This is a genomic window from Oceanihabitans sp. 2_MG-2023, from assembly GCF_030547245.1.
Taxonomy (GTDB): Bacteria; Bacteroidota; Bacteroidia; order Flavobacteriales; family Flavobacteriaceae; genus Oceanihabitans.
The window spans coordinates 445,211-462,058 of record NZ_JAUOQT010000004.1; the positions used below are offsets into that span (position 1 = coordinate 445,211).

The 16,848-nt window shown below is 31.3% G+C and carries 13 protein-coding genes; 9 read left to right on the forward strand and 4 right to left on the reverse strand.

All coding sequences use genetic code 11. The features are described from left to right. The first annotated feature begins 6 nt into the window (after positions 1-6). The 6 genes from Q4512_RS11450 to Q4512_RS11475 all read left to right on the forward strand — a co-directional run bounded on the left by Q4512_RS11450 (position 7) and on the right by Q4512_RS11475 (position 9,291). The gene (locus tag Q4512_RS11450) at positions 7-1,272 is read left to right on the forward strand and encodes a glucose-1-phosphate adenylyltransferase (RefSeq protein WP_303424626.1); all 1,266 of its coding nucleotides are present in this window, start codon (positions 7-9) and stop codon (positions 1,270-1,272) included. Positions 1,273-1,297: 25 nt separating this feature from the next. Further along, positions 1,298-3,205 (forward strand): 1,4-alpha-glucan branching protein GlgB, encoded by a 1,908-nt coding sequence (gene glgB / locus Q4512_RS11455; protein WP_303424627.1) that lies wholly within the window; start codon positions 1,298-1,300, stop codon positions 3,203-3,205. 155 nt (positions 3,206-3,360) lie between these two features. Further along, positions 3,361-5,769, forward strand: coding sequence for a glycoside hydrolase family 31 protein (locus tag Q4512_RS11460; RefSeq protein ID WP_303424628.1), 2,409 nt, complete (start codon positions 3,361-3,363; stop codon positions 5,767-5,769). Positions 5,770-5,882: 113 nt separating this feature from the next. Then, entirely contained in the window at positions 5,883-6,719 is an 837-nt protein-coding gene (locus tag Q4512_RS11465) for a M48 family metallopeptidase (protein WP_303424630.1), read from the forward strand. Between the two features lie 53 nt (positions 6,720-6,772). Further along, the gene (locus Q4512_RS11470) at positions 6,773-8,071 is read left to right on the forward strand and encodes an MFS transporter (protein ID WP_303424632.1); all 1,299 of its coding nucleotides are present in this window, start codon (positions 6,773-6,775) and stop codon (positions 8,069-8,071) included. Positions 8,072-8,121: 50 nt separating this feature from the next. Then, positions 8,122-9,291, forward strand: a complete 1,170-nt coding sequence (locus tag Q4512_RS11475; protein WP_303424633.1) for a hypothetical protein — start codon at positions 8,122-8,124, stop codon at positions 9,289-9,291. A gap of 62 nt (positions 9,292-9,353) precedes the next feature. Here Q4512_RS11475 and Q4512_RS11480 read toward each other — a convergent pair whose 3' ends face one another. From Q4512_RS11480 to Q4512_RS11495, 4 genes are read right to left on the reverse strand one after another with little or no spacing between them, the layout of a single operon-like run. After that, complete coding sequence (locus Q4512_RS11480; protein WP_303424634.1) at positions 9,354-10,100, reverse strand: head GIN domain-containing protein; 747 nt, start codon at positions 10,098-10,100, stop codon at positions 9,354-9,356. A 33-nt stretch (positions 10,101-10,133) separates the two neighbouring features. Beyond that, positions 10,134-11,228: a hypothetical protein gene (locus tag Q4512_RS11485; RefSeq protein WP_303424636.1), complete on the reverse strand. Its 1,095-nt coding sequence runs from the start codon at positions 11,226-11,228 to the stop codon at positions 10,134-10,136. Continuing rightward, complete coding sequence (locus Q4512_RS11490; RefSeq protein WP_303424638.1) at positions 11,206-11,763, reverse strand: hypothetical protein; 558 nt, start codon at positions 11,761-11,763, stop codon at positions 11,206-11,208. The genes Q4512_RS11485 and Q4512_RS11490 overlap by 23 nt, the downstream gene beginning before the upstream one ends. 5 nt (positions 11,764-11,768) lie before the next feature. Continuing rightward, positions 11,769-12,326: an RNA polymerase sigma factor gene (locus Q4512_RS11495; RefSeq protein WP_303424639.1), complete on the reverse strand. Its 558-nt coding sequence runs from the start codon at positions 12,324-12,326 to the stop codon at positions 11,769-11,771. A 246-nt stretch (positions 12,327-12,572) separates the two neighbouring features. Between Q4512_RS11495 and lon the strand changes: the two genes are divergently transcribed. From lon to porQ, 3 genes are read left to right on the forward strand one after another with little or no spacing between them, the layout of a single operon-like run. Continuing rightward, on the forward strand, positions 12,573-15,026 hold the full coding sequence (gene lon / locus Q4512_RS11500; RefSeq protein WP_303424642.1) for an endopeptidase La: 2,454 nt from the start codon (positions 12,573-12,575) through the stop codon (positions 15,024-15,026). A gap of 2 nt (positions 15,027-15,028) precedes the next feature. Next, positions 15,029-15,754 carry a LysM peptidoglycan-binding domain-containing protein gene (locus Q4512_RS11505; RefSeq protein WP_303424644.1) on the forward strand — a complete coding sequence of 242 codons (726 nt, stop codon included), beginning with the start codon at positions 15,029-15,031 and terminating at the stop codon, positions 15,752-15,754. A 54-nt stretch (positions 15,755-15,808) separates the two neighbouring features. Then, positions 15,809-16,828, forward strand: coding sequence for a type IX secretion system protein PorQ (gene porQ, locus Q4512_RS11510; protein WP_303424646.1), 1,020 nt, complete (start codon positions 15,809-15,811; stop codon positions 16,826-16,828). The last annotated feature ends 20 nt before the right edge of the window (positions 16,829-16,848 follow it).

Below are 16,848 nucleotides of genomic sequence, written 5' to 3' on the forward strand. Positions count from 1 at the left end.
AAAACTATGATTAATGATAAGGTGTTATCTATTATTTTAGGTGGAGGACAAGGCTCCAGATTATATCCATTAACTGCAGACAGATCTAAACCAGCTGTTCCAATAGCAGGAAAATATAGATTGGTCGATATTCCAATTTCTAACTGTATTAATTCCGATATTAAAAGAATGTATGTTTTAACACAGTTTAATTCAGCTTCTTTAAATAAACATATAAAAAATACCTATCACTTTAGTTTCTTTAGTTCAGCTTTTGTAGATGTTTTGGCTGCAGAGCAAACCATGCAGAGTGATAAGTGGTTTCAAGGTACTGCAGATGCAGTAAGACAAAGTATGCATCATGTTTTAAGTAATGATTTTAAATATGCTTTAATACTTTCTGGAGATCAATTGTATAATATGGATTTGCAAGATATGATCGATAAGCACGAAGCAAGTAATGCAGAAATTACTATTGCAACTTATCCTGTAAATGCAAGTGATGCTACAGGTTTTGGGCTTTTAAAAACTGATGATGATAATATTATTACTTCTTTTATAGAGAAACCAGCGGCCGATTTATTACCAGATTGGACATCAGATGTTAGTGAAGATATGAAAAAAGAAGGTAGAAATTATCTAGCTTCTATGGGGATTTACATTTTTAATAGAGATCTTTTAGTCAAATTAATGGAAAATCCTGATACAAACGATTTTGGGAAAGAAATTATTCCGCAATCTATTCATGAGCATAAAACACTTAGTTATCAATATGAAGGATACTGGACAGACATTGGAACCATTGAATCTTTTTTTGATGCTAATTTAGGTCTAACAGATGATATTCCTAAGTTTAACTTATATGCAGACGATAGAGTATACACAAGAGCAAGAATATTGCCTACTTCTAAAATTTCTGGAACACTTTTAAATAAGACTGTAATTTCAGATGGTTGTATTATACATGCAGCTAAAATTGAAAGAAGTGTGATTGGTATTCGTTCTCGAATTGGTAAAGAATCCGTTGTCTTAAATACTTATATGATGGGTAACGATTCTTATGAATCTTTAAAAACAATTGAAGAAAATAAAATTGTAAACCTTTTAGGGATAGGAGATAGATGCTATATAAATAATTGTATTGTAGATAAAAACTGTAGAATTGGTGATGATGTTAAAATAGAAGGTGGTAAACATTTAAAAGATATTGAAACCGATGATTATTTAGTAAAAGATGGAATAGTTGTTATTAAAAAAGGAGCAACAATTCCAAAAGGAACAATCATAAAATAATAGTATACTTACCTAAAAACAACATATGTCTAAAGTAATAGCGCATAGCTTATTTACAGATTTTGATATTAATTTATTTAAATCCGGAAAACATTATAAACTTTACGAAAAATTTGGATCACATATAACCACTTTAAATGGAGTAGAAGGAACTTATTTTTCAGTTTGGGCACCAACAGCAAAATACGTTTCGGTTATTGGTGATTTTAATTATTGGCAAGAAGGAGAACACCAATTAAATGTACGTTGGGACGAAAGTGGTATTTGGGAAGGTTTTATTCCAAACATAGGTAAAGGAACTACCTATAAATATAAAATTGAAAGCCATAATAATGGTATTAAAACCGAAAAAGCAGACCCTTATGCTAGACGCTATGAACACAACCCAAAAACAGCATCTATAGTTTGGGAAGATGAATATGGTTGGAAAGATTCTAAATGGATGAAATCTCGAAAGAAAAAAAATGCATTAGATGCACCATTTTCTGTTTACGAAGTGCATTTAGGTTCTTGGAAAAAACAAATCGAAGAAAATCGATTCCTTTCTTACGTAGAATTAGCAGATCAATTAGTGAATTATGTAAAAGAAATGAACTTTACGCATGTAGAGCTTATGCCAATTATGGAGTTTCCTTACGATCCAAGTTGGGGCTATCAAGTTACTGGCTATTTTGCACCAACATCAAGATTTGGTTATCCAGAAGAATTTAAACTTTTAGTCGATAAATTACACCAAAATGATATCGGCATTTTATTAGATTGGGTACCATCCCATTTTCCTGAAGACGCTCACGGTTTAGGCTTTTTTGATGGTTCTTGTTTATACGAACATCCAGATAAACGCAAAGGCTATCATCAAGACTGGAAAAGCCTTATTTTTAATTACGAACGTAATGAGGTAAAATCTTTTCTAATTAGCAATGCTTTGTTTTGGTTAGACCAATATCATGCAGACGGATTACGTGTAGATGCTGTAGCATCCATGCTATTTTTAGATTATTCTAGAGAAGAAGGTGAATGGGAACCTAACCAATATGGAGGTCGTGAAAATTTAGCAGCTATTGCTTTCATGAAAGACTTAAACGAAGCTATTTACGGTACATTTCCAGATGTGCAATCTATAGCAGAAGAATCTACATCTTTTCCAGGTGTTTCTAAACCAGTATTTTTAGGAGGATTAGGATTTGGAATGAAATGGATGATGGGATGGATGCACGATACACTTCAGTATTTTGCTAAAGAACCAGTATATAGAAAACACCATCAAAACGATTTAACTTTTAGCATGACTTATGCATTTTCCGAAAACTTTATGCTACCATTAAGTCACGATGAAGTAGTCTATGGTAAAAAATCGATACTAAATAGAATGCCGGGAGACGAATGGCAAAAATTCGCTAATTTACGTTTGTTATATAGTTATATGTTTACGCATCCAGGAACAAAACTATTGTTTCAAGGAGCAGAATTTGGCCAAAGTGAAGAATGGAATTTTGAAACAAGCTTAGATTGGCATTTATTACAATACAAACCTCATAAAGGTGTACAAAAACTAATAAAAGACTTAAATGCGCTCTATAAATTAGAACCCGCTTTACACCAAAATCAATTCACACAAGATGGTTTTGAATGGATAGACTATAACGACGCCGAAAATTCGGTTCTAGTATATATTAGAAAAGGAAAAAAAGCAAAAGATAATTTAATTATTGCTTGTAATATGACTCCTGTACCTAGAGAGAATTATCGTATTGGGCTTCCAAAAAAAGGAAAACTTAAAGAAGTTTTTAATAGCAACGAGAAAGAATATTTTGGAACTGGAGATTTTAAGAATAAAGTAGTAACATCTCAAACAAAAAATTGGCAGTTTAGAAAGCATTCTGTTGCAGTTAATATTCCTCCTTTAACCATGGTTGCTTTTAAATATCAATAAATATATATCTCATTTTAAGGCTTACATATTAGATATTTAATAAAAAAATGAAACTAAAACGATGTAGTTAACAATTAGTTATAACTACTATTGCTTTAGTTTTTTTTTCACCATTATTTTATGTTTTTTTACATACCTATTTAAAAGATTACTTGATGATTGTAAATACAGAATTAGAACAAAAAGGGAATTTATTTCCTTCGAAAATTATAAAATTTAAAAAAGATGTAGACACATTATTCTTTTATACAGAGAACAATGTAATACTACAATTAAAAGTATTAAGAGATAGTGTATTTCGTTTTCGATATACAACAACTGGAACTTTTGAAAACGATTTCTCATATGCTATAACCAAATATGCAAGTACTGGTTATAATAAGCTTGAAATTGAAGAAAAAGAGGAGTATTATGAAGTTTCTACTTTAAAATTAATTTGTAGAATTTCTAAAGAAAATTTAGGCGTTTCTTTATATGACGCTTTAGATATGACGCTTGTTAATCAAGACGAAATTGGTTTTCACTGGGAAGAAAGTTATGAATTTGGTGGGAACATTGTAAAAATGAGTAAAGTGGTTAACGAGCGTGAAAGTTATTTTGGGCTTGGTGATAAACCAGAACATTTAAATTTAAAAGGAAAACGATTTCAAAATTGGGTTACAGATTCTTATGCTTTTGGTAAAGAAACAGATCCTATTTATAAAGCAATTCCGTTTTTTACAGGATTACATCACAATAAAGCCTACGGAATCTTTTTTGATAATACTTTTCGTTCGTATTTCGATTTTGGTCAAGAAAGAAGAAATGTAACTAGTTTTTGGGCGCAAGGAGGAGAAATGGATTACTATTTTATCTATGGACCAAAAATTCAAACAGTTGTAGAAAAATATACAGATTTAACAGGTAAACCACATCAATTGCCTCCACTTTGGGCTTTAGGATTTCATCAATGTAAATGGAGTTATTACCCGGAAGCTAATGTAAAAGAAATCACCAATAAATTTAGAGAACTACAAATACCATGTGATGCTATTTATTTAGATATCGATTACATGGATGGTTTTAGATGCTTTACTTGGAACAAAGAGTACTTTCCAGATCCCAAGCGTATGGTAAAAGAATTAGCAGATGATGGTTTTAAAACCGTTGCTATTATTGATCCAGGAATAAAAATTGACGACGAATATTCGGTGTTTAAAGAAGCACTAGATAAAGATTATTTTTGCAAACGTGCAGATGGTCCATATATGAAAGGTAAAGTTTGGCCTGGAGAATGTTATTTTCCAGATTTTACAAAACCTGAAGTTCGTGATTGGTGGTCAGGATTATTTCAAGAGCTTATTGAAGACGTAGGTATTCAAGGTGTTTGGAATGATATGAATGAACCAGCAGTTATGGAAGTGCCAAATAAAACATTTCCTGACGATGTACGCCATGATTATGATGGTAACCCTTGTAGCCATAGAAAAGCACATAATGTGTATGGTATGCAAATGGCAAGAGCTACGTATCATGGTTTAAAAAAGTTTAATTATCCAAAACGACCATTTGTAATTACTAGAGCTGCATATTCTGGTACTCAACGTTATACTTCTACTTGGACAGGTGATAATGTTGCAACTTGGGAGCATCTATGGATTGCAAACGTACAAGCACAACGTATGTCAATGTCTGGTTTTAGTTTTGCAGGTAGTGATATTGGAGGGTTTGCCGAACAACCTCAAGGCGAATTATTTACACGTTGGATTCAATTAGGAATTTTCCACCCTTTTTGTCGTGTGCATTCTTCTGGAGATCATGGTGATCAAGAACCATGGGCTTTTGATGAGGATGTAACAGATATTGTTAGAAAATTTATTGAATTAAGATACCAACTACTTCCATATTTATATACCTGTTTTTGGAATTTAGTAGAACATGGTACACCAATTCTTCAATCTTTAGTAATGTTCGATCAAGAAGATACGCAAACACATTATAGAACAGACGAATTTGTTTTTGGTAATCACATATTAGCATGTCCTATTTTAGAACCTAATGCTAAAGGAAGACGCATGTATATACCAAGAGGTAATTGGTATAATATATGGACAGACGAGATCGTAGAAGGAGGTAAAGAAAAATGGGTAGATGCAGAAATAGATAGTATGCCAATTTTTATAAAAGCAGGAGCTGTTATACCAAAATATCCGGTACAACAATATGTTGGTGAAAAAAATATAGAAGAACTTACTCTAGATATTTATTATACAGAAGGAAAAGAAAGTTCGCAATTATTTGATGATGCACATGATGGTTATGATTATACAAAAGGACGTTATAGTTTTAGAACTATTAAACTTACTGGTAAATCTAATGAGCTAATTTTGCAACAACATAAAGAAGGAAAATACGAAGCATCTTACCAATCGTTCAAATTAAATATTCATGGCCTACCTTTTAAAATTGAAGAAATAGAGGTTGACAATGAAATAATTCCATTAAATCATTTACATGAAAATGGAACTTCTTATATGTTAGTAGATAAGAATTTTAGTGAAATTCATATAAAGGGAAGTCGTTAATAGGATTTATTTGTATTCTATCGGTATTGTTGCTATTAATATAGTGTAGTTGTATACTGATTTAGGAACAGTTTTTGTAAATTTATAGTCAATATTTAAAACACTTACCTAAAATGAAATTTAAAAATACAATAATTGCATGCGGTACAATTGTAGTTTTTCTGTCTTGCGCAACAAACCCTTTTACAGGAAAACAAACTATGGCATTAGTGCCAAATTCGCAATTGTTTCCAACTGCATTTGCTCAATATAATCAAGTATTATCCGAAAGTAATGTAGAAACTGGAACTGCTAGAGCAGATATGATTACTAGAGTCGGTCAACGTATTGCTGTTGCTGCAGAGCGTTGGTTAAATGCTAATGGCCATCAAGGATATTTAGCAGATTATAAATGGGAATATAACCTCATTAATGATGCTACTGTAAATGCGTGGTGTATGCCAGGTGGGAAAATAGTATTCTATACAGGAATATTACCAATTGCACAAAGCGAAACTGGTGTTGCAGCAATAATGGGACATGAGGTAGCTCATGCATTAGCAAACCACGGGCAACAACGTATGAGTGCTGCTTATATACAACAAGGAGTTGCAATTGCAGGAAATATAGCAATACAAAATGAGCAAGATAGAAACACTTTTAATCAATATTATGGTATTGGTTCACAAGTAGGAGTTATGCTGCCTTTTAGTAGAAGTCATGAAACCGAAGCAGATAAAATTGGTTTATATTTAATGGGAATTGCTGGGTATAATCCTACAGAAGCTTCTAATCTTTGGGTTAGAATGAAAGAAAACAGTGGAGGAGAAGCACCACCAGAAATATTAAGTACGCATCCATCTAATGATAGCAGAATTGCTAACTTAAAAGCATTAGCACCTCAAGCTATTGCCGAATCTAAAAAGTTTGGGGTACAATCATTCCGACCAATTACTAGTTTTTCGTACTAATTAAAAATATTTGTTTACTTTAGAAGCTGCTCCAAAAAAGAGCAGCTTTTTTTATGAATAAACTTGAAAAAGGAAGTCAGAAACTTCTAAATGCCTGGGCATTTTACGATTGGGCAAACTCGGTGTATACACTTACCATTGCATCTTCCATCTTTCCTATATTTTATTCTGCCTTATTTCTTAGCGAAATTAAAACAGTACATGCTTTTGGTATGGATTTTAAAAGTACAGCATTAATAACTTATGTTACAGCTTTTACTTTTTTAGTGGTAACTTTTACATCACCAATTCTATCTGGTATTGCTGATTATGTTGGTAATAAAAAGAATTTTATGAAGTTCTTTTGTTATGTTGGTGGTTTTGGTTGCATAGGTTTATACTGGTTTAGTATAGAAAATATACACTTAAGTTTACTGTTCTATTTTATGGGCTTAATAGGGTATTGGGGAAGTTTGGTTTTTTACAATTCCTATTTACCAGATATTGCATTCCCTGAACAACAAGATAGTATTAGTGCCAAAGGATTTAGCTTTGGTTATATTGGTAGCGTTTTGTTATTGATAATCAATTTAGCAATGGTTATGACTCAAGAAACGGGTGAAGAAAAAATGCAAATGATGCGTTACTCTTTTATAACTGTTGGTTTATGGTGGGTTTTATTTAGTCAATACACTTTTTATATTTTACCAAAAGGAGTTTCTTCTGGTCATAAAGTAACTAAAGCTATTGTTTTTAATGGTTTAAAAGAATTACAAATTGTTTGGAGTCAATTAAAACAAAATCTTAGGCTAAAAAGATATTTAGTAGCTTTTTTTGTGTTCAGTATGGCTGTGCAAACTATTATGTTAGTTGCTGTATATTTTGGTGAAGAAGAAATAGCTTGGGGAACTGATGGTGAAAAAACAACAGGACTAATTGTAAGTATATTAGTAATTCAAGTAGTAGCGATACTTGGTGCTTATTTAACCTCTAAAGCTTCATCTAAATTTGGAAACATTAAAACTTTAATTGTTGTTAATTTTGTTTGGATGGCATTGTGTTTTTATGCCTATTTTATGCAAACCCCATTTCAGTTTTATTTAGCGGCAGGTTTTGTTGGTTTAGTAATGGGAGGTATTCAAAGTTTAGCCCGTTCTACTTATTCTAAATTTCTACCAGAAACAGAGGATACGACATCGTATTTTAGTTTTTATGATGTAGCCGAAAAAATAGGAATTGTTATTGGAATGGTAATATTTGCAACTATAGACCAAATAACAGGTAGCATGCGTAATGCCATACTATTTTTATTTGTTTTCTTTTTAATAGGAATAGTTCTCTTGTTTAGGGTTCCTAAAGAAGATATAAATTAAATTATTTCACTAAGTTTGTTTATATTATAAATTAAATTAACAATATGTTTATGAAAAACTTAAAAATTGCTAGTGTTTTTATTTTATCACTATTTATGCTTGTTGTTTTGTCTTGTAATGATGAACCATTAGAAGGGGATTTTGTCACAGATGGTGGAGGTGATGTTACATGTGTAGAAGCAACTCAAACTCTTTCAACTGCTTCTGCAGCTTATGGAACAACTCCAACAGACGATGCTAATTATGCAGTTGTTTGTAATGCGTATGCAGCTGCATTACAAGATGTTATTACAGCTTGTGGCGATGATACTGGAGGAATACAAACGCTATTAGATGCGTTAAATTGCCCGGCTATTACAGAAGATTGTGCAACTGCACAAGAAACAACAAGTAGTGCAGAATTAGCTTACACAGCAGATACTACAAATAATAATTTATGTTTAGCCTATAAAACTGCTCTAGAAAATGAAATTGCTCTTTGTGGTGATGCAGATGGAAGTTTACAAAGTACTTTAGATGGGTTGGATTGTGAAACTACTAATTCAGAAGATTTATTATTAAAAGAAATGATCTGGACAGAATTAGATGGTACAAGCTATACCGATACGTTCTCTTATGATGGAAATAAATTAACATCTATTACAGAAAACGGAGATTTAGTTAATACGTATATATATGAAAGTGATGTATTAACTAGAATTAATAGTTATGAAGATGGTAGTATCCTCGACTATGTGATACCAGAATACAATGCAGATGATGAATTGATTTCGTACGTTGTATATATTACTAATGGTAATGAAGGTTTAAAATTTGACCTTACCTATAATACCAACGGAACCATTACGGAAAGGAAGTATAGTGGAGACCATGTATCTCAAACTAGCTTTCTTAGTGAGACAATAATTACTATGGAAAATAATCAAATTATAGCAGAAAGCTATGATGATGGTACAGATTCTGTTTATGCTTATGACACCCGAAATGGGATGTTTAAAAATATTTCTAATTTACGTACGCTAAACTTAATTAACATAGATTTCTCAGGCTATATAGATGGTGGATTTAATAATCTTATATCATTAACAGAAGATGTTAATGGTACTCCTGTTGTATATGAGAATTATGAGTATACGTATAACTCTAGTAATTATCCTGTAAGTTCTAATGATTATATAGAAGGAGATTTAGATTCAACAAGAGAGTATATCTACGAATAATCTTTTTTAAAACATAAAAAAAGCCACTCTATTTGAATGGCTTTTTTTTATGTCATTATTTTCTAACTTCGACTAATACTTCCAGAGCCAGCAACTTTAGTATCTTCTTTTTTAGGGTTTCCAGAATATTCTATATCACCAGAACCAGAGACTCTTGCTTTTAAAAATTCGGTGCTAACTACTTCTGCATCACCAGAACCTGTTACAGAAACCTCTGTGTTTTCTGATTGTAGGCTGTTTCCGTTGAAATCTCCAGAACCTGTAACACTAGCTTCAAGGTTAGTCGTTTTTCCTTTTAAAGTTACATTTCCAGAACCTGTTACGCTTCCTTCTGCATTATTGGTATTAATATCTAATACAATATCTCCAGATCCAGTTAAATCTACATCTAAATCGGTAGTGTTAATGGTATTAGTATTCCATAAATCTCCAGATCCTGTTAGTGATACTTTGTTTATATCTTCAAAAGGAATTGTAATTTTAATTGTTTTATTATAGCTAGTACTTAAGTTAACTCCTTTTTCTACTTTTACTACCAACGTATTGTTTTTTACCTCTGTTACAATATGTTCTAATAGGTTTTCTTCTCCTTCGATAGTAATTTTCCCTTCTTGTCCTTTTACTAAAATAAAGTCCATAGATCCTGTGCAAGCAACAGCATCATAATCGTTAGTGGTTCTAGAGATGGTAGTAACATTACCGTTTCCTTTTACTTTATTACCAAACCAAGATTGTGCTTGTGTTTGCGTAGTTAATAAAATAGTCGCAACTATTAAAATAGATTTTTGAAATGATTTTAAAGTTTTCATAATTTTCGTTTTTTGATGGATGATTGTTATTTATTAATTTTTCTTTAGTGTTACGCTTCCGTAATCGGAGGATATGCTAAGTGTGTTTCCAGAATTTGTATTCCCATTATAACCTTCGTAATATTTGTCTGTAGATTCAATTCTTTTTTTAGTGAATTCTAATCCTTCATAATCTCTTAATGAAGCATATTCTAAATCTATATTAAAGTTAAAGTTATAGTTAGGATGATAGCCAATAGTTATTCCTACGTAATCGGATACTATATTAACATTTTTTGCATTTGCAGTTATGTTTTCAATTTTTATAGAACCATAATCTGCATTAATAGTTAGGTTTTTGTAAATATCTCCTATTCTAGTTGTAAGATAATCGCCATCTCCTTTTATATTATTTGCTTTTTCAATATAAATAGATCCATAATCACAATCGTAAGTAACATCTTCTGCAATTTCGACAACCGATTTTGTGTAGTCTGCAATAATATCTAAATCTTTAGCTTTTGCTACTGTAAAGCCACTATAATCTGCGTTTATTTTTCCCTTTTTAATGTATTCAAAATAGCAATTATTAGAGTAGTCAAAATTGATATTGTTCGTGTCTCCTAAAAGTTCTTTGGTAGTAATTTTTCCGTAATCGCAATTAATTGCAGTATTGCCTTTTAATTTATCTAGATTAATATTGCCATAATCATTATATAGGTTTACATTATTGGTAATAGGCATTTTTATTACGTAATTAATCTTCATATTAACGCTATTGCCTTTATTCCATTTCCACCAAGAGCTAGATTTACTATTGTTAAAAAGTGTCTTTGCAGAAACTTGGTTAGAAGAAGCTTCAAAATTAACAGAGATGTCGTCTAATTTTTCCTGTACTTTTTCTAGATCATTACCATTTGTTGTTATGGTAACTTCAAAGACTATTCGGTTTTCTTCCCAAGTAATAATGTCTAAATTACCATAACTATTATCTACTTTTAAAGTAGCATCTGGAGTAACATTAAATTCTTTTTTTATTACTTTTTCTTTGGTATGTTTTCCTATATGAACAGGGTTTGTACCTGCAACAAGTAACATTGGTAATAGCATAAAAGCTATAAGGGTTTTATATAGTTGTGCTGTTCTCATTATAATTATTCTTTAATTGTTTAATGTTTTCTATTTGTGATAATGTGTTTTGTAGAATATCAATTCTGTTTTGAAAATTGCTAATCATGGCATAGATAACGCGCTTGTCTTCGCCACTTTCCGATAAATCTTCTTTTAAGCCTTGATATTCTTTTTCTAATCGTTGCATTTGCATCATTGCATCTGCAATTAATAATTTTGTTTCTGGATTAGATTCTTGTTCTATTTTTGTTAATTCACTTGCAATTGCATTAGTAAAGAAATTTTGTGTTTCTGCCATTTCGGGAGAAATACTTGCTAGATCATTAACCGCTTCTTCTTGTTGTGTAGTTACAAAAACAGTAACTAAAATTGCTAATGTGGCAGCAATACCAAGAAAAGGTTTCCAAAAATTATTTTTTGGTTTAGATGTATATGCAATTTCTTGCTTGTTTAGTTTCTTTAAAAATCTTTTTTCATGATCTAGTGTAGGAGTTTCTACATCAAAATCATCTTTTAAATTATCAAAGAGTGTATCTAAATTGTCTTTTTTCATCTTTATTAATTTTCTACTAGTTCTAATTTTTTTCTTAAGCTTTCTTTTGCTCGAGAAACTGTTGTTCTACAATTTGCATAAGTAAGATTCATAATTCCACTTATTTCCTCGTAATCATATCCTTCAATAAGATGCAATGTTAGCGCAATTCGGTAATTGTCTTTTAGTAATTTCATAGTCTCTAAAACTTGTTGCGCTTTTAAGTTTGTAAACTCGTAATCACTAGAAATACCATCATTGTCTTCCATTTTATACAATACATCATCTAAAGGAACGTCTTGATACTTATTATTTTTATTAAAATGATAAATACTATTATTAATTACAATTCGCTTTAACCAAGCACCAAAAGTCATTGTATCTTTTATAGTGTCTAGTTTTGTAAAAGCCGAAAGAAAAGAATCTTGCATAATATCTTCTGCTTCAAATCTATCTTTTACAATTCTATATGCTACATTAAACATTGCTTTATAGTACCTATTGTAAATCTCCAATTGCGCAAATTGGTTGTTAGATCTACATAGCGCTATGAGCTGTTCGATATTTTGGTTGGTTAGTGTCAAAAAAATTAAATCAAATTGTTATAGTATAGATACGCATAAAGATAAACTGTTACAGTTTACAAATAAAAACTTTCTATTTTTTCTGTCTATTGGCATATTAATTGACTTTAATGTATAGAATGAATACTAGAGAAATGATAGCAATACGCTGGTATTCATTGTAGTAAGTTAAAAAATAGTATTAATTTTAAACAAAAATCATTTTGTTATTATTTTAATTAATGACATTATGACTTAAATATATATATGAAAAAATCAAGTTTATTAGGCCTTGACAGTTTGTCATTACAGGATTTTGATGAAAATTCAGAGTTAATTCCATTAATGACACCTGAAGATGAAGAAGAAATAAATAAAGAAAAACTACCAGAAACCTTACCAATTCTTTCTTTAAGAAACACGGTTTTGTTTCCAGGAGTTGTAATTCCAATAACAGCAGGTAGAGATAAATCGATCAAGTTAATTAACGATGCCAATAAAGGAAGTAAAGTTATTGGAGTTGTTGCTCAAAAAGATGAAAGTGTAGAAGATCCCAAAGCAGGAGATATACACGAGACTGGAACTGTTGCTAGAATTTTACGTGTTTTAAAAATGCCAGATGGTAATACAACAGTGATTATTCAAGGTAAAAAACGTTTTAAAGTTGCAGAAGTTATAACAGAAGAACCTTACATGAATGCTACCATTCGTGAAGTTCCTGAAGCTAAACCAGCAAAAGAGAATAAAGAGTTTGATGCTATTATAGATTCTATAAAGGAGCTTGCTTTACAAATAATTAAAGATAGCCCAAACATACCAAGCGAAGCTTCTTTTGCAATTAAGAATATTGAAAGCAATTCGTTTTTAATAAACTTTGTATCGTCTAATATGAATCTTTCTGTAAAAGAAAAACAACTTTTATTAGAAAATAATGATTTAAAAGAACGTGCTCTTGCAACATTAAAATATATGAATTTAGAGTTTCAAAAATTGGAACTTAAAAATGATATTCAATTAAAGGTTCAAAGTGATATGAGCCAACAACAACGCGAATATTTCTTACACCAGCAAATGAAAACGATCCAAGAAGAACTTGGTGGTGGTGTTTCGTCTGGAGAAGAAGTAGAAGAAATGCGTACTCGTGCTAAAACTAAAAAGTGGGATGATAAAGTTGCAGCGCATTTTAAAAAGGAATTAGCTAAAATGCAACGTATGAATCCGCAAGTTGCAGAATACTCCATACAACGTAACTATCTTGATCTGTTTTTAGATTTGCCTTGGAATGATTTTTCTAAAGATAAATTTGATTTAAAAAGAGCTAAAAAAATATTAGATAGAGATCATTATGGTTTAGATGATGTAAAACAACGTATCATCGAGCATCTTGCAGTTATTAAATTGCGAAAAGATATGAAGTCCCCAATTCTTTGTTTATATGGACCTCCTGGAGTTGGTAAAACATCTTTAGGGAAATCTATTGCTGAAGCTTTAGGTAGAGAATATGTACGTATGTCACTTGGTGGTTTACGTGATGAAGCAGAAATTCGCGGACATAGAAAAACGTATATTGGTGCAATGCCAGGACGAATTCTTCAAAGTTTGAAAAAAGCAGGAACTGCAAATCCGGTTTTTGTTTTAGATGAAATAGACAAGCTTTCTAATTCGCATCAAGGGGACCCTTCTTCTGCAATGTTAGAAGTGTTAGATCCAGAACAAAATAGTGCCTTTTATGACAACTTTTTAGAAATGGGCTTCGATCTTTCTAAAGTCATGTTTATTGCAACCTCTAATAGTTTATCTACCATTCAACCTGCTTTAAGAGATAGAATGGAAATTATAAATGTTACAGGTTATACTATTGAAGAAAAGGTAGAAATAGCAAAACGTCATTTATTACCTAAACAATTAAAAGAACATGGTTTAACAGACAAGCATCTTAAAATAGGAAAGCCGCAATTAGAAAAAATAGTGGAAGGATATACAAGAGAATCTGGTGTTCGTAGTTTAGAAAAGCAAATTGCAAAAATGGTGCGTTATGCAGCCAAAAATATTGCGATGGAAGAAGCATACGATGTAAAAGTATCTAACGAAGATATTATTACTGTGCTTGGGGGACCAAAACTAGAAAGAGATAAATACGAAAATAATAATGTAGCAGGAGTAGTTACAGGATTAGCTTGGACTAGAGTAGGAGGAGATATTTTATTTATAGAATCCATTCTTTCTAAAGGAAAAGGAGCAATGACCATTACTGGAAACCTTGGTAAAGTCATGAAAGAATCTGCAACCATTGCGATGGAATATATTAAAGCAAATGCAGAAGAATTAGGAGTTAATCCAGAAGTTTTTGCTAAATACAATGTGCATATTCACGTACCAGAAGGAGCTACACCAAAAGATGGACCAAGTGCTGGTGTTACTATGTTAACTTCTTTAGTATCTTTGTTTACGCAACGTAAAGTAAAAAAGAGCTTAGCAATGACTGGTGAAATTACGTTAAGAGGAAAAGTATTACCTGTTGGCGGAATTAAAGAAAAAATTCTAGCAGCTAAGCGTGCAAGAATAAAAGAAATATTACTTTGCGAAGATAATAGACGTGATATCGAGGAGATTAAACCAGATTATTTAAAAGGATTAACTTTCCATTATGTTTCAGAAATGAAAGATGTTATCGATATTGCAATAACAAATTCTAAAGTTAAGAATTATAAAAAACTGTAATTATGAGGTCTCTAATTTTTATTTTAACTTGTTTCGTTTCGTTTGCTTCCTTTGCACAAGAAGCAGAAGCTAAAGAAGAATTTCTTCCTATAAATCTAGAAGGAAAAGAAGCATTCCTTTCTACTAAAACAGGAGAATATGTTTTTTTAGAACATGCAAAAACAGATGCAACTAAATTAGAGACTACTAATAATGGTGTTATTTATACAGATATAAAAACACATGATGTAGCCAAAAAGGAAACGATTTCTAAAATTGCAAAACTCTATAGTTTAAGCAAGGAAGAGGTAATAAAACAAAATAAATTATCTAATTCTAAATTAAGTATTGGTCAGCAACTTAAAATCATTAAAAAAATAGTAGTAAAATCTAGTAGCCCTGTTATTAGTCAAGAAGAAGCTACAATTATAGCAAAGTTGAGTCCAGGTCAAACACCAACTGGTTTAGATGCTGCTCCTACAAATAGACCTACTGTAGTTACATCTAGTCCTGTTGTAAAGGAAACAGAAGTAACTAAAAAAGCAGAAGAAATTGAAAATACAGAAGAAATTATTGAAAATGTGAAGGCTTCCACTAAAAATTCTTTAAATTCTTTTTACACAGTTAAAAAAGGTGACAACTTGTACAACATTGCTAAAAGGCATGATATATCAGTAGATGTCCTTAAAAAATTAAACAATTTAGAATCCAATAATCTAAGTATTGGGCAAAAGTTAAAGCTTCAATAAAAATATATTTCTTATATCTACGTTTTAAGATAGATTTAGTTACTTTGCATCTTTATGGTTAAGAAATATTTTACTTGTATTTGTCTTTTGTACTTTGTTACTTCTAATGCGCAATTAGGAGGAGAAACAACATACCAATTTTTAAACTTGGTGTCTTCCCCTCGTCAAGCAGCGCTTGGAGGAAAAGTGTTAACTAACGTAGATTACGATGTAACGCAAGCTATATTTAATCCAGCTACTATTAATTTAGATATGGATAATCAATTAGCGGTAAATTATTCTAGCTATTTAGGAGGTGTAAACTATGGTACTGCTGCATATGCATATACTGTAGATAGAAGAAATCTAACCTATCATGTAGGAGTTACTTATATTAATTATGGAAGTTTTGATGGTTATGATGAACAAGGTAATGCTACTTCCTCCTTTTCCGGTAATGAAGCAGCAGTCTCGTTTGGACATGCAAGACAAATAGGATATTCCAATTTTTATTTAGGAGGGAATATAAAATTAATCACATCAAAACTAGAAGAATATAGCTCTATTGGAGCTGCTATAGATGCAGGCTTAATTTATATAAACGAAGACATAGAGTTTCAAGCAACATTGGTTCTTAGAAATGCTGGATTACAAATTACTACCTATGCTGGACAAAATGAACCTTTACCCTTTGAGGTAGACTTTGGTATGTCGCAAACATTAGAATTTGTTCCAATACGTTGGCATTTAACTTTCGAGAATTTGCAGAAATGGCCAATAGGAGCTTCAAACCCAGCAAGAGCTACAACAGATCTAGAAGGAAACCAAACGCAAGAAGAAGTTGGTTTTTTTAATCAAGTTTTACGTCATACAATAATAGGAGCAGAGCTGTTTCCAGAAGGAGGTTTTCAAGTTAGATTTGGTTATAACTTTAGAAGAGCAGAAGAACTTAGAATTGTTGAACAAAGAAACTTTTCTGGATTATCTGCAGGAATTTCAATCAAATTAAACAAATTGCGTTTTAGTTATACACACGCTAAATATACAAGTGCAGCAAATGCTAACTTTTTCGGTTTACAAATTGATTTACAATAAAAAATAATTTAGACATCTCT